Here is a 14,945-nt window from a genome sequence, read left to right on the forward strand (position 1 = left end):
CGCGTCCATCGGTTCCGCGATGCGGCCATCGGTTCCGCGTATCGGTCCTACGCGTGGCCCCCGGCCCCCTGGGGCGCCCCGCTGGACTCCCGCACCCTCAGCTCCGGGCGGAGCAGCAGTTCCGCGAGGGGCGGGGCCGCGTCGGCGAGTCTGCGCAGCAGCAGTTCGACCGCCCAGGCCCCGACCGCCCGCTTGGGCGGGGCCACGGCCGTGAGCGGTACGTCGCTCAGCTCGGCGACCTCGTCGTCGTAGGTGACGATGGCCAGGTCGTCCGGGACGTTCAGGCCGCGTGCCTGGAGGAGGCCGACGAGGGTGACGGCGTCGAGGTCGTTGTGGACCAGCGCCGCGTGGATCTCCCCCGCCTCGACCGCCCGTACGAGCTCCGCGAGTTGCGCCTCGAACGGAGTGCGTCCGGTCGGGGACTCGACGCGGTGCTCCGGGCCCGCCGGGAGACCCAGGTCGGCGCAGGCGGCGGTGTAACCCTCGCGTATCAAGGGGGTGTTGGGGCTCTCGGCCCTGGCCACCAGGGCGATCTGCTCGTGCCCGAGCCCGGCGAGGTGCCGGACCGCGAGACCCGCGCCGTAGGCGTGGTCGGAGGCGACCTGTTCCAGACGGCCGGCCTGCGCGCCGGCCCGCCGGTCCACGAGGACGGCGGGTACGTCGAGGCCGCTCAGCCACCGCTCGGTCCGCTCCACCGGTTCGAGCCCCGCGCGCGGCATCAGCAGAAGGCCCTGGACGCCCGACGCGACAAGCCGCCGCACCTGCTCCTCGTTGTCCTCGAGCGTCTCGCCGGAGACGACCAGCACGACGCGGACACCGTGCGCGCGCGCCGCGTCCTGCACACCGCGGATGATCTCGGAGTAGTAGTAGCTCCCCGGCGGGACGACGAGGCCGAGCACGGACCCGGGGCGGGCCGCCGTCGGCCGGGACGCGGCGGGGCCGGGGGGTTCGGACTGCTGGGCCGCGGCGTTCGACATCGCGCCCCCGTGGACCCGGACGACGAGCCCGCGCCCCGCCAGGGCCCGCACGTCCTGGCGCACGGTGACGGCGGAGACGCCCAGCTCGGCCGCCGTCTCTGCGACCTTGATCGCCCTCCGGCGCTCCACCATGCGCAGGATCGCCTCGCGCCGTTCTTCGGTCAGCACCCGCATAACCCCTTCCGCCGCGAGCGATGTCATTTACTTTCACTCGACAAACGAAAGGTAGCAACGCCGTGGCGACGGCATGCTGCCCGCGGCCGGAACAGGACATTCATGGCCGACGGTGACCGATCGGTGAACCAGATTCAACGCTTGACCACAAATTCAACACATCCCCTCTCCATACTGGTCGCGATGGTCTAGATTGACCGTGCTTCACCTGTTCGGGCATGAAGCGACCAATAATGATCTTCAGGTCAGGCGCCACAAACAGCCGGCAATCACGTCCCCGGCGCCAGACACAGGGGTGACCAATCAGCGGAGCCCGGGAGGGCCTTGGGTGCGGGGAGCACCCGGGGTTCCGACGGCTCCCGCACGCCCCGAGGTCTGGCTGCTTCCGCAAGTCCCTTGCTGTCGGGGCGAGTTGCTCAAGTAGCGCCACAACAAACGCATTTGTCGTGCGCGGGAGGCGGGGGCCTCCCGTGGGGAGGAACAGCGCGGCGCGGGGGGCGGTGCCTCCCGGGGGGAAAACAGGGTTGGGCAAACACGTCGAACCACTGGCGACCTGTGGGGGGTTCTGTGCGGCAGGGGGGATTAGTCAGCCCGTTTCCGTCGGCGCACGACCGGCTGGCGAACGGGGCAATCAATCGACCCGCGACCGACTGGGAGCAACGGTACCGACGTGCCGTGATCACCAGCGATACCGTGGCCACCGCCTTTGTGGTGGCGGCCATCGGCAACTTCTTCGGGGCGCGGGACGCGGCCAACTGGCACGAGAAGTGGGGAATTCTCGCATTCGGCACCGAACTCCTGATACTGGGGGCGCTCGCGGTGAGCCGTGCGTGGGCTCCGGCCGTGCTCGGCCAGGGCGCGGAGGAATTCCGGCGGCTGGGCCGCTCACTGTTCACGGCGGTCGTCGTACTGGCGCTCGGCGGGATCGCCCTCACCTCGCGCAACATCAAACTCTGGATCTTCGTCGCGGTCCCGGCGATCGCGCTCGTCACCATGACCGCGCGCTATCTGCTGCGTCTGTGGCTGCACAAACAGCGGAAAGAAGGACGGTGCCTGAGACCGGTGCTCGCCGCCGGGAGCACGGCCACCGTCCGCGATCTGATCACCAGGGCCCGTAAGCTGCCGCACCTCGGCTGGCGGGTGGAGGCGGTCTGCACGACGGACGGCCTCGGCCCCGACGGCGACCACCTGGACGGGGTGCCGGTCGTGGGCCGGCTCGCGGACGTCGCCAACCACGTCCGCCGCGACGGCTACCGCGTCGTCGCCGTCACACCCGACCCGCACTGGTCACCGGACCGGCTGCAACGGCTGGCGTGGAACCTGGAGGGCAGCGACGCCGAGATGGTCGTGGCCCCCGTGCTGATGGAGGTGGCGGGACCGCGGCTGCACGTCGACGCGGTGCTCGGCATCCCGCTGCTGCGGGTCAGCATGCCGGCCTTCACCGGCGGCCGCCGGGCGGTCAAGGCGGTCGTCGACCGCTTGGGCGCGACCATCCTGCTGCTGCTGTTCACGCCGCTGATGGTGGTCGTCGGGCTGCTCGTGCTCACGGACAGCCGGGGCGGGGTCTTCTACCGCCAGCGCCGGGTGGGCAAGGGCGGCCGTCAGTTCACCATTCTCAAGTTCCGCACCATGGTCGCCGGTGCCGACGGGGCACGTGCCGCGCTGGCCGACCGCAACGAAGGCGCGGGCCTGCTGTTCAAGCTCCGCCGGGACCCGCGGGTGACCCGGGTGGGAGCGGTGCTGCGGCGGTACTCGATCGACGAGCTCCCGCAGCTCTTCAACGTACTCACCGGATCGATGTCGCTCGTCGGCCCGCGGCCTCCGCTGCCCGAGGAGTCCGCCTCGTACGGCCCGGACATCCGGCGGCGGCTGCTCGTCAAGCCCGGTCTCACCGGGCTGTGGCAGATCAGCGGGCGCAGCGACCTGCCGTGGGAGGAAGCGGTCCGGCTCGACCTGCGGTACGTGGAGGACTGGTCGCTCGCCCTGGACGCGGTGATCTTGTGGAAGACGCTGCGTGCGGTGCTGTACGGGCACGGGGCTTACTGATGCGCGGGGGCCGCCGTCCGGCGGACGCGCGGACCGCGGGCCGCGACGGCCTGCCTGGGGGGAGGGACGAATCATGAGGGTCAGCGTTTTCGGGCTCGGCTACGTGGGCTGTGTATCGGCCGCGTGCCTGGCGAGCATGGGTCACGAAGTCATCGGGGTGGACGTCAACCAGGTCAAGGTCGACCTGGTCAACGACGGCAAGGCCCCGGTGGTCGAGGAACGGATCGGCGAGCTCATCGCCGAGGTCGTGCGGACCGGGGCGTTACGCGCCACCGGCGACGTCCGCGAAGCGATCATGGGCAGCGAGATCTCGCTGATCTGCGTGGGCACACCGTCGGAGCCCAACGGCAGCCTGTGCACCACCTACTTGGAGCGGGTCACCGAGCAGATCGGCGCCGCGCTGGCGGAGCGGGACGGGCAGGGCGGTCGGCAGACCGTCGTGTTCCGCAGCACCATGCTCCCGGGCACCTGCCTGAACCTGCTGGTCCCCATCCTGGAGAAGCACGTCGGCACGGCCGGGGTGGACTTCGGGGTCGCGGTCAACCCGGAGTTCCTGCGCGAGGGCACCAGCGTGCGGGACTTCTTCGACCCGCCCAAGACCGTCGTCGGCCAGCTCGACGCGGTGAGCGGCGACGCGGTGGCGGCGCTGTACGACGGCCTGCCCGGCGAGGTGTTCCGGGTGCCGGTCCCGACGGCCGAGGCGATCAAGTACGCGGACAACGCGTTCCACGGACTGAAGATCGGCTTCGCGAACGAGCTGGGCGCGGTCTGCCAGGCGCTCGGGGTCGACTCGCACCAGGTGATGGACGTGTTCCTGGCCGACCGGAAGCTGAACATCAGCCCCGCCTATCTGCGGCCGGGCTTCGCCTTCGGCGGCTCCTGCCTGCCCAAGGACCTGCGCAGCCTGGTCCACGCGGCGCGGCGGGCCGACGTCTCGGTGCCCATCCTCGCCCACGTGCTGCCCTCCAACGCCGACCACCTGCAGCGCGCGGTCGACCTGGTCGAGCGCACCGGCAAGCGCAAGGTGGGCATGTTCGGCCTCTCCTTCAAGCCCGGCACCGACGACCTCCGCGAGAGCCCCCTCGTAGAACTGGCGGAGAAGCTCTTCGGCAAGGGCTACGACCTGCGTATCCACGACGCCAACGTCAGCCTCTCGCGGCTGGTCGGCGCGAACCGCGAGTACATCGAGACCAGGCTGCCGCACCTCGCGCAGCTGCTCGCCGACTCCGTCGGCGACGTGCTCGACCACGCCGAGGTGTGCCTGGTCGGCACCAGAGATCCGGCCGTGCTCTCGGCGCTGCCCCACGGCGACGACGGCCCGGTGCTCATCGATCTCATCCACCTTCCCGACGCGGACGCGCGCCGGACAGAACCGGGGTACATAGGCCTTGCTTGGTGACACATCGTTCGGTACCACGGCCGACGGCGACCGGCCCGGCCGGCGCGCTCTGATCATCGTGGAAAACCTGTCGGTGCCGTTCGACCGGCGGGTGTGGCAGGAATGCACGACCCTGCGCGACGCGGGCTGGGAGGTGCACGTCATCTGCCCCCAGGGCCGCAAGCGGGACACGGAACCGGAGGCGGAGATCGACGGGGTGCGGATTCACCGCTACCCCTTGCGGGCGGCCACCGGTGGTCCGGCCGGCTATCTGCGGGAGTACGGATCGGCGCTGTGGCACACGGCCCGCCTCGTCCGCAAGGTCGGCCCGGTCCATGTGGTCCACGCCTGCAACCCGCCCGACCTGCTGTTCCTGCCGGCGCGGTGGCTGACGCGGCGCGGGGCACGGTTCGTCTTCGACCAGCACGACCTGGTACCGGAGCTGTACCTCTCCCGGTTCGACCGCGGCGAGGACCTCCTCCACCGGGGGGTGTGCGCGCTGGAACGGATGACCTACCGGGCAGCGGACATCGTGCTCGCCACCAACGAGAGCTACCGGGACGTCGCGGTGCGGCGCGGCGGCAAGCGGCCGGAGGACGTCTTCGTGGTGCGCAGCGCACCCCAGAGCGACCGGTTCCAACCAGTGCCGCCCGAACCGGAGTTGAAGAACGGCAAGCCCCATCTGCTGTGTTACCTCGGCGTCATGGGGCCGCAGGACGGCGTCGACTACGCCTTGCGGGCCCTCGCGAAGCTGCGCGACGAGCTCGGGCGGACCGACTGGCACGCGGTGTTCGTCGGCTCCGGCGACGCCTTCGACGCGATGGTGGAGCTGTCCCGACAGCTCGGACTCTCCGACCAGGTGCAGTTCACCGGCCGAATACCCGACGCCGACCTGGTGCGCTACCTGTCCACCGCCGACGTGTGCCTCTCCCCCGACCCGCGCAACCCGCTCAACGACGTGTCGACCATGAACAAGGTCCTGGAGTACATGGCGATGGGCCGGCCGATCGTCTCCTTCGACCTCCGGGAGGCGCGCGTCTCCGCCGGTGACGCCGCCCTCTACGCGCCCGCCAACGACGAGGCCGAGTTCGCCAAGCTCATCACGCTGCTGCTCGACGATCCGGCGCAGCGGACCCGGATGGGCGAGATCGGCCGCGAGCGGATCAACGGGGAGCTCTCCTGGCGCAACTCCCAGCAGTCGCTCCTCGCCGCCTACGCCGCCGCCTGCCGTGGCCGCGCCCAGGCTTCGGCCGGCGCCCCGGGCCGGAAAGGGAGGAGGCCGCGCCGTTGAGCGATGACACGATTCGCCTGGCCACGATCGGGCGGATACTCCGTCGGCGCTGGCGCCTCCTCGCCGTCCTCACCGTGGTCGGCGCACTCGTCGGCTACGGCACCTCCGTGCTGTTCCCGCCCCGGTACACCGCGTCGGCATCGGTCCTGCTGCCGGGGCAGTGGGAGGAGCGCGAACTGCTGACCCAGGCGGAGATCGCGACCAGTTCGGCCGTCGTCGACCGCGCCGCCACCACGCTCGGCTGGAGCGGCGTCAGCGGTCACGAGCTGCGCGACCGCGTCAGCGCCAAGGCCACCGACGGGAACATCATCAAGATCTCGGGTACGGCCGAGACCCCGGAGCGCGCCCAGCGGCTCTCCGACCGGCTGGCCCAGCAGTTCGTCACCTTCGCCGCGGAGGTCGCGGGCGACAGCTCCGACCCCGAGGCGGCCACCGGGCCCGAGGCGCTGCGGCAGCAGGTCGTGGAGACGAACCGCCGCATCAGCGACCTGGCCGACGCGGCCGATCCGGGGCGGACCGTGGAGAGCGTGCAGGCCCGCACCTCCCTGGAGAAGCTGCGCACGGCGCTGGAGGAGGCCATGAAGAAGCTGGACGAGGCCGACCCCGCGACCAGCAAGGCCGGCATGGTCGTCATGGGTCCCGCACCCCGGCCGGCCGGCGAGGCGCCGCCGACGAGAACGCAGTTCATCGTCACCGGGGCCCTGCTGTTCCTCCTGCTCTCGGTCGTCGGCCACCTCGCCGCCGCCCGGACGAACCGCCGGCTGCGCACCGAACCGGAGATCACCGCGGCGCTCGGCTCCACCCTCCTCGGCAGTGTCGACGTACCCGCCGAGAAGCACGCGCCGCGACCGGAGAGCGGCGGCCCGCGGGCCTGGCTCCGCCGGTTCCTCGGCCTCGACACCCGGTGGGACGTCCCCACCCCCGAGACCTCCGACGAGGCCGGCAGACGCATCCGCTACCGGCGGGTGTGCGCCCGTCTGCGGAACCGGCTGTCGTCCCCCAGGCGGCTGCTTGTCGTCGTACCGGACGGCGACGAGGTCGCCCGCCGGGCCGCCGGACAGCTCGCCGCCGAGGCCGAGAACGATCCGCTGCTACGGGTGGTCGACGTTCCCGTGGACCGGCCGATGGTGCCGGACCGCGACACCGAGTCCGGAGCCGTCGTCGTGCTCAGCGCGGGCAACTGGACCGCGGGCGAGCTCGCCGGCATCGCCGAGGCGTGTGCGGACGCCCGGCACGAGGTCGTCGGCGTCGTCGTCGCCGGCCAGGTCCGGACCCGTCCCGCGCGGTCCGCCGGGGAACGCCCCGCGGAGAACGCCGCTCCGGCGCTCGCGGCCCGCGGCCGTGCGACGGGAGGTGCGGGGTGACGACGAGCACGACCGACGAGTCGTCGGCGGCCACTCCGCTCCTCGACCTCCAGGCGCTGGTGGTGGCGGTGCGCAGACGCCGCCGCCTCTGGTGCCTCATGGCGCTCCTCGGCCTGCTGGCCGGCACGGCGGTGGCGGTCCTGATGCCGCCGCCCCCGACCGCCCTGACCAAGGTCCTTGTCGTGCACAAGGAGGACCAGCCCAACGACACCGGCACGCTGATCCGCACCGACGTCGCGCTCCTCGGCACCACCCGGATCGCCGGCGAGGCCCTGCGCACCCTCAAGTCCACGGAGAAACCGGAAAACTTCATCCAGGACTACCGGGGCACCGGCCTGACCAACAACCTGCTCCAGATCGATGTGACGGGCGACAGCGACGCCGACGCGGTGGCCCGGGCCAAGGCGCTGGCCGACGCGTTCGTCGCCGACCACGTACGGCGGATGCGGGACACCGCGAAGGCGGAGGCCAAGGCGCTGCTCGACCAGCGTGACCGCATGCGCGACGAACTCGCCGAGGTCAACAAGGCGATCGGAGGCAGGTCGCCGGACAGCGACCCGACGGCGTCGGCGAGCATCGAGTCACTCTTCGCCCGCCGGGCCGAACTCAACTCGCGGATCGCCGACTTCGACGAGCGCGCCGCGGAGGCGCGCACCGGCACGCCCAAACTCATCGCTGGGACGCAGATCGTGGACGCACCGCGCGCGGTGCCGCACTCCCTGCCCAAGGCCGCTGCCACCAACGCCGCGATCGGGCTCGTCCTCGGGCTCGTCGTCGGGCTCGCGCTGGCCGCGGTCGGCACGGTGGTGGCGGACCGCCCCGTGCTGCGCCGGCAGATCGCGGCGAACCTCGGCGCCTCGGTCGTCGCGGAGCTGCGCCGCACGCTCCGCGGACCGGCCGGACGGTGGCAGCTCCCCCGCACCAGGGCGGCCCGCGAGCGCCTCACCGTGAGCCTCGCGCGTACCGTGCGCGGCGCCGCGGAACCGGTGTCCCTGCTGGAACTCGGCTGCGCGCGCACCACGGGCGCGATCGCCCTGGACGTCGCCAGGGAACTGGCGACGGAGGGGCCCGTGGCCGTCATAGACGGGCTGCCGGGCCCCGAGCTCGCCAAGCGCCGCCAGGAGCCGGGAGACCCGACCGTGGTCGGCGCCGAGCGTGCCGCGGCCGTGCCGCGTCAGGCGCGCAGGATCGGCGTCGGCTCGGTCGCCCCCGGCACGGCGTGGAGCGACCTGCACCAGCTGGGCGGCCAGACCGTGCTCGTCGTACGCGCCGGGCACAGCAGCGCCGCATGGCTGCACACCGTGGCACGGCAACTCGCGGACCAGCGCATTCCGGTGGTCGGTGTGGTGCTGGTGGACCCCGATCCGCGTGACCGGACCGACGGCACGCTGTGGGACGGGCGGCACACGGCGCCGCACCGCCCTCATGAGCGGCCGGCCCGGCAGCACGGGACGGGTCAGCCGCGCACGGAACGGCCGTCGGTGCCGGCCGCACGGGTCCCGTACAGCGACCAGGAGGCGCGCTAGATCATGTGTGGCATCGCAGGCACTTATCTCTGGCCGGACGGCAAGGCCGTGACCGACCGGCTCACCGATGTCCTCGCCCACCGCGGCCCGGACGGGGCGGGCCGGTACGGCCACGGCGCCGGGGAAGGCGAAGTGCACCTCGGGCACCGCAGGCTGGCCATCATCGACCTGTCCGAGACCGGCGCCCAGCCGATGGTCTCGGACGGCCTCGCCCTCACGTACAACGGCGAGCTGTACAACGCGCCGCAGCTGCGCACCGAGCTGGCGGCCGCCGGTGTGCGCTTCCGCGGCACCTCCGACACCGAGGTGCTCCTGGAGGCCTGGCGGCGCTGGGGCACCGACTGTCTGCCCCGGCTGCGCGGCATGTTCGCGTTCGCGGTCTTCGACGAGCGCACCGGCGACCTGACGCTCGCCCGCGACCAGCTCGGCATTAAGCCCCTGTTCCTGCTCCGGCGCGGGCAGGGCCTGATGTTCGCCTCCGAGCTGAAGGCGCTGGCCGCCGTGACCGGCGGGTCGCTGGAGGTGGACCACGCGGCGCTGGTCGCCTCGCTGCTCTACTACTGGGTGCCGGACTCGCGCTGCGCGTTCCGCGAGGCGGAGAAGCTGCCGCCGGGGAGCTGGCTCAGGTGCCGGCCCGACGGCCGGGTGGAGCGCGGCCGGTTCTGGAGCCTGAAGGACGTCGCCGCCGAGGGCCAGGAGCGGGCCCGCAGCGGCGAGCGGCCGGATCTCGCGGCGATCGTCGAGGAGTCGACCCGGCAGCACCTGCTCTCCGACGTACCGGTGGCGACCTTCCTGTCCGGCGGGCTCGACTCCAGCTATCTGACCGCGCTCGCGGCCCGCAGCCGGCCCGGGATCTCCGCTTACACGATCGGGTTCCGCGCCGCCGACGCCAAGTTCGAGGCGATGCCGGACGACCTGCGCTACGCCCGGCAGGTGGCCGAGCAGTTCGGCGTCGACCTGCACGAGATCGAGATCGCCCCGAACGTGCTCGACCTGCTGCCGCAGATGACGTACAGCCTGGACGAGCCGATCGGCGACCCCGCGGCGATCAACACGTTCCTGATCTGCTCGGCGGCGCGCGAGGCCGGGGTCAAGGTGATGCTCTCGGGGATGGGCGCCGACGAGCTGTTCGCCGGGTACCGCAAGCACCTGGCCAACCTGCTCGCGCTGCGCTACCAGCGCGTTCCGCGGCCCCTGCGGCGCGGCCTGTCCAGGGCCGTGGACCGGCTGCCGGTCGCCACGGCCCGCCGCGGATACCGGTCGGTGCGCTTCGCGAAGCGGTTCCTGTCCTTCGCCGATCTGCCGGAGGAGACCGCGTTCCGGCGCAGCTACACCATGTACGACCAGGACGAGCTGCTCGCCCTGGTCAACCCGGACCTGGCCGGGACGGTCGACGACGTACTGACCGAGCACGCGGACATCTACGAGGACAACGAGCTCGACGACTTCGTCAACCGCATGTGCCTCGGCGACTCCCGGATGTTCCTGCCGGGCCTGAACCTCGCGTACACGGACCGCTCCAGCATGGCCGCGTCGACCGAGGTGCGGGTGCCGTACGTGGACGTCGAGGTGGTCAGGGCGGCGTTCGCGGTGCCCGGCAACCGCAAGATCGTCGGGCGGCAGGGCAAGGCCGTCCTCAAGGAGGCGGCCCTCTCGGTCCTGCCCAAGGAGATCGTGTACCGGCCCAAGGGTCTGTTCAGCGCCCCGCTGCGTGCCTGGATGAGCCGGGATCTGGCGCCGCTGGTGCGCGAGGTGGTCAACGACGGCGTGCTCGTCAACTCCGGCATCCTGCGCCGCGACGCGCTGGCGCGGATGGTCGCGGAGGACGCCGCCGGGCAGCGGGACTTCTCCAAGCATCTGTGGCACGTGCTGACCCTCGAGTACTGGTATCGCGGCGCGACCTCCGGCTCCGGCCAGAACTCTTTCTGACGGCGTAGAGAACAAGAGGCCTTTGGGTGAAACAAGTTGTGCAGAACTACAAGAGCGGCGAGCTGGCACTCCTCGACGTGCCGGTGCCGGGGTGCAAGCCGGCCGGTGTGCTGGTGCGCAGCGCCTACTCGCTGATCTCCACCGGGACCGAGCTCATGAAGGTGTCCGAGGCCGGCATGTCGATGGTGGGCAAGGCCCGCTCCCGGCCCGACCAGGTGGCCAAGGTCATGCAGAGCGTGGCCACCAACGGGGTGCCCGCCACGTACCGCAAGGTCATGGGCAAGCTGGACTCGTACACGCCGCTCGGCTACTCGCTGTGCGGGGTGGTCGAGCAGGTCGGCGCCGGGATCGACGACGTGAAGGCCGGCGACCTGGTGGCCTGCGCGGGCAACGAGCACGCGCTGCACGCCGAGCTGAACTGGGTGCCCAAGAACCTCTACGCCCCGGTGCCCGACGGCCTCGCGCCGCGGCACGCCGCCTTCGGCACCGTCGGGTCGATCGCGATGCAGGGCGTGCGCCGCGGCGAGCCGCAACTCGGCGACGTGGCACTGGTCATCGGCCTCGGGCTGATCGGACAGCTGGTGGTGCAGCTCCTCACCGCCTCTGGGGTGCGCGTCGTCGGGGCCGACCCCGACCCGGTGCGCTGCGAACTCGCCGAGCGTCTTGGCGCCGCGGCCTGCGGCGATCCCGCGTCCGCGGCCGTGGAGGCCGCCGTCGCCGAACTCACCGGCGGGCACGGCGTGGACCAGGTGTATCTGGCCGCGGGCGGCGGCAGCAACCAGCCCGTCGAGCTGGCCGCCCGGCTGAGCCGGGACCGCGGCCGGGTCGTCGACATCGGCAAGTGCAGCCTGGACCTGCCGTGGAACGCGTACTACGAGAAGGAGCTCGACGTCCGGTTCTCCCGCAGTTACGGCCCCGGGCGCTACGACCCGGAGTACGAGCTGGAGGGGCGGGACTACCCGATCGGCTATGTGCGCTGGACCGAGCGCCGCAACCTGGCGTGCTTCCTCGACCTGGCCGCCCGCGGCCGCGTCGACGTGGAGCCCCTGATATCCCACGTCGCCGACTTCGACGACGCCGTCGAGACGTACCGGCGCCTGAAGGACGGCGACCTGAAGGCCGTGGCCGTGCTGTTCCGGTACCCCGAACAGGCGGCGGAGAAGGCGACGGAGACGGAGGAGGAGACGGAGGCCCCGGTGGTTTCCGTGCCCGCGGTGAAGCGGACCGGCGGCGGGTCCGCACCGGCCGGAACCGCCGGTACCGCCGGTACCGCCGGAACCGCCGGAACCGCCGGAACCGCCGGGAAGCCGGTGCGCCTCGCGTTCGCCGGCGCGGGCAACTACGCGACGTCGATGCTGCTGCCGCACCTCGCGCAGCGCGACGGCGTCGAGCTGTCCACGGTCGTCACCACGACGGCGCTGTCCGCGGCCAACGCGAAGCGGAAGTTCGGCTTCGCCGAGGCGACCACCGACCTGGACGCCGTGCTCGGCGACCCCGCCATCGACGCGGTGTTCGTGGTCACCCGGCACAGCTCGCACGCCGAACTGACCCGCCGGGCGCTCCTCGCCGGCAAGGCGGTGTTCGTCGAGAAGCCCCTGGCCCTCACCGAGGACGAGCTGGCCGGTGTGCTCGCGGCGGTGGAGGAGTCCGGCAACGACCGCATCCAGGTGGGCTTCAACCGCCGGTTCGCGCCGTTGCTGCGGGAGGCCAGGGAGCGGTTCGGCACCCGGACCGGGCCGGCGAACCTCCGCTACCTGGTCAACGCGGGCCGGCTGCAGCACGGCAGCTGGTACCTCCAACAGGGCACCGAGGGCTCGCGGTTCGCCGGTGAGGGCGGGCACTTCATCGACACGGCGAGCTGGCTGCTCGGGGCCGACCCGGTCTCGGTGTACGCGGTCGCCACCTCCGGCAACGACGACCTTCAGGTCGTGCTGCGCTACCCGGACGGGTCCACCGCCACCATCAGCTACGTCACCACCGGCCCGGCCGGCTTCCCCAAGGAGACGCTGGACCTGATCGCGGACGGCCACGCGCTGCGGCTCGACGACTTCGTCCGCGCCTGCGTGTACGACGGCGGCCGCAAGCGGTGGGTCGGTTCGCGGCTGCCGAAGGCCCGTGACAAGGGGCAGAACGCCGAACTGGCCTCGTTCGTCAGGGCCGTGCGGACCGGCGCGCCGATGCCGGTGCCGCTGGAGTCGCTGGTCGCCACCACGGCGGCGACCCTGGCGGTGCGGAGCAGCCTGGTCGGCGGCGCCCCTGTGACGCTGGCGGAGGCGCGATGACCGTGCGCTCGGGGAGTCCGGGCTGGTACCTGCGCCGGCTGTCCCGGATGGGGCCGCGGGAGGTCGGCGGCCGGGTGGGCGACGCGGTGCGCAGGCGGTGGTGGCGGTCGGCGCGGCCGGACTGCCCGGACGTGACCGGCGCCCGGTTCACCGCCGTGCTGCCCGCGGGAACACTCGCCACGGTGCCGCCGGACGCCGCGAAACGCCTGATCGCCGAGGCGGACCGGCTGATGGCCGGGCACGTCGAGTACTTCGGGGTGGACCGCGACGACCTGGCCGACCCGGACTGGTGGTACGACCCGAAGACCGGACGCCGCGCTCCGTGGGGTTACGCCTTCGACGTGCCCTACCGCGACGAGGAGGTGGTCGGGGACATCAAGCAGATCTGGGAGCTGTCCCGGCACCAGTACCTCACCGTCCTCGCCGCCGCCTACGCGCTCACCAGGAACGAGCGGTACGCCGAGCGCGTGGCCGAGCATCTGCGCCTGTGGTGGGCGGCCAACGCCCCGCTGCGCGGAGTGCACTGGATCAGCGGCATCGAGCTGGGCATCCGGCTGCTCTCCTGGGTGTGGGTCCGCCGGCTGCTCGACGGCTGGCCGGGCGCGGCCGCGCTGTTCGAGGACAACCCGGTGGCGCGCAACCAGATCTGGCACCACCAGCGCTGGCTCGCCGCCTTCCCCAGCCGGGGATCGTCGGCGAACAACCACATCGTCGCGGAGGCCGCCGGGCAGTCCGCCGCGGCCTGCGCGTTCGGCTGGTTCCCCTCGTCGGCGCGGTGGCGGGACGACGCGCTGCGGTCGCTGGAACGGCATCTGCGGAGCAATACGTTCGTCTCCGGCCTCAACCGCGAACTGGCCAGTGAGTACCACGGCCTGGTGCTGGAGCTCGGCCTGGCCGCGGTGGCCGAGGCGGACGCCGCCGATGTGCCCGTCCCGCCGACGGTCCGCCTGGTGCTGCTGCGGATGACCGACGCGCTCGCGGCCGTCGTGGACGACCGGTTGCGGCCGCCGCGCCAGGGCGACGCGGACGACGGGCACGGCCTCGTCGTCGACGGGGCGGGCACCGACCGCTGGGGTTCGCTGCTCGCCACGGGGGACGCCGTGTTCGGCCGGCTCGACTGGTGGCCTGCGGTGACCGGCACCGATGTGCGCACCCCGCTCCTCGCCGCGCTCATCCGGCCGTACGCGAAGGACGGCACGCCACCGGCCCTCCCCCGCCCGGCACAGCGCCCGGACCACTTCGCCGACGCGGGCCTGACCATCCTGCGCGGCCCTTCGAAGATCTGGTGCCGCTGCGACGGCGGCCCGCACGGCTTCCTGTCCATCGCCGCGCACGCCCACGCGGACGCGCTGTCCGTGGAGGTCCGGCACGACGGGGTCGACGTGCTCGCCGACCCCGGGACGTTCTGCTACCACGGGCAGCCCGAGTGGCGGCAGTACTTCCGGTCGACGCTCGGCCACAACACCCTGGAGCTGGACGGCGAGGACCAGTCCGTCTCCGGCGGCCCGTTCCTGTGGGCGCGGCATGCCCGCAGCCGCGTCCTGGTCGCGGACACGTCCGACAAGGGCGTGGCCCGCTGGAGCGCCGAGCACGACGGCTACGAGCCCTCGGTGCACCGCCGCCGGGTGGAGCTGACCGCCGCGAGCCAGGAGCTGCGCGTGGTCGACGAGGTGCGCGGGCCGCGCCGGGCCGCGCGCCTGGCCTTCCACCTGGGCCCGACGATCGTCGCGGACCTGACGGGCAGCCGTGCGGTGCTCACCTGGACCCGGGACGGCGAGGAACGCTCCGCCGTGCTCGACCTGCCGGGCCAGCTGAACTGGCGGGCGCACCGCGGCGAGACCGAACCGCCGCTCGGCTGGTACTCCGCGGGCTTCGGACGCAAGGAACCCTCCACCACGCTGGTCGGCACCGGATTCGCCGATGGCGCGGGGTTGTCGGGGGAGTTCACCACCGTGCTCAGGTTCGACTAGGAGGACGT

At 72.5% G+C, this 14,945-nt stretch carries 9 protein-coding genes; 8 read left to right on the forward strand and 1 reads right to left on the reverse strand.

The features are described 5' to 3' along the window. Window positions 1–47: 47 nt before the first annotated feature. On the reverse strand, window positions 48–1,145 hold the full coding sequence (locus tag AB0N81_RS01835) for a LacI family DNA-binding transcriptional regulator (RefSeq protein WP_365354701.1): 1,098 nt from the start codon (window positions 1,143–1,145) through the stop codon (window positions 48–50). 573 nt (window positions 1,146–1,718) lie between these two features. Here AB0N81_RS01835 and AB0N81_RS01840 point away from each other — a divergent pair. The 8 genes from AB0N81_RS01840 (at window position 1,719) to AB0N81_RS01875 (ending at window position 14,937) form a co-directional block, all read left to right on the forward strand. Continuing rightward, window positions 1,719–3,197: a sugar transferase gene (locus tag AB0N81_RS01840; RefSeq protein WP_365354703.1), complete on the forward strand. Its 1,479-nt coding sequence runs from the start codon at window positions 1,719–1,721 to the stop codon at window positions 3,195–3,197. Window positions 3,198–3,270: 73 nt separating this feature from the next. After that, on the forward strand, window positions 3,271–4,596 hold the full coding sequence (locus AB0N81_RS01845) for a nucleotide sugar dehydrogenase (RefSeq protein WP_365354704.1): 1,326 nt from the start codon (window positions 3,271–3,273) through the stop codon (window positions 4,594–4,596). Continuing rightward, a complete protein-coding gene (locus tag AB0N81_RS01850) occupies window positions 4,586–5,866 on the forward strand; it encodes a glycosyltransferase family 4 protein (protein ID WP_365354706.1) in 1,281 nt (426 codons plus the stop codon). The genes AB0N81_RS01845 and AB0N81_RS01850 overlap by 11 nt, the downstream gene beginning before the upstream one ends. Continuing rightward, a complete protein-coding gene (locus tag AB0N81_RS01855; protein WP_365354708.1) occupies window positions 5,863–7,230 on the forward strand; it encodes a Wzz/FepE/Etk N-terminal domain-containing protein in 1,368 nt (455 codons plus the stop codon). Before AB0N81_RS01850 ends, AB0N81_RS01855 begins: the two co-directional genes overlap by 4 nt. Beyond that, a complete protein-coding gene (locus AB0N81_RS01860) occupies window positions 7,227–8,756 on the forward strand; it encodes a Wzz/FepE/Etk N-terminal domain-containing protein (protein WP_365354709.1) in 1,530 nt (509 codons plus the stop codon). The genes AB0N81_RS01855 and AB0N81_RS01860 overlap by 4 nt, the downstream gene beginning before the upstream one ends. Window positions 8,757–8,759: 3 nt before the next feature. Beyond that, window positions 8,760–10,685 (forward strand): asparagine synthase (glutamine-hydrolyzing), encoded by a 1,926-nt coding sequence (gene asnB, locus AB0N81_RS01865; RefSeq protein ID WP_365354710.1) that lies wholly within the window; start codon window positions 8,760–8,762, stop codon window positions 10,683–10,685. Between the two features lie 26 nt (window positions 10,686–10,711). After that, window positions 10,712–12,967 (forward strand): bi-domain-containing oxidoreductase, encoded by a 2,256-nt coding sequence (locus tag AB0N81_RS01870; RefSeq protein WP_365354712.1) that lies wholly within the window; start codon window positions 10,712–10,714, stop codon window positions 12,965–12,967. After that, entirely contained in the window at window positions 12,964–14,937 is a 1,974-nt protein-coding gene (locus AB0N81_RS01875) for an alginate lyase family protein (RefSeq protein ID WP_365354713.1), read from the forward strand. The genes AB0N81_RS01870 and AB0N81_RS01875 overlap by 4 nt, the downstream gene beginning before the upstream one ends. Window positions 14,938–14,945 lie beyond the last annotated feature (8 nt).

Source organism: Streptomyces sp. NPDC093510 (genome assembly GCF_040683555.1).
In the GTDB taxonomy this organism is placed as follows: Bacteria; Actinomycetota; Actinomycetes; order Streptomycetales; family Streptomycetaceae; genus Streptomyces.

Bases quoted from the DNA above. Each gene is read 5' to 3' on its own strand.
- AB0N81_RS01845 (WP_365354704.1), top strand. From the start codon at position 3,271: ATGAGGGTCAGCGTTTTCGGGCTCGGCTACGTGGGCTGTGTATCGGCC.
- AB0N81_RS01875 (WP_365354713.1), top strand. From the start codon at position 12,964: ATGACCGTGCGCTCGGGGAGTCCGGGCTGGTACCTGCGCCGGCTGTCC.
- asnB (WP_365354710.1), top strand. From the start codon at position 8,760: ATGTGTGGCATCGCAGGCACTTATCTCTGGCCGGACGGCAAGGCCGTG.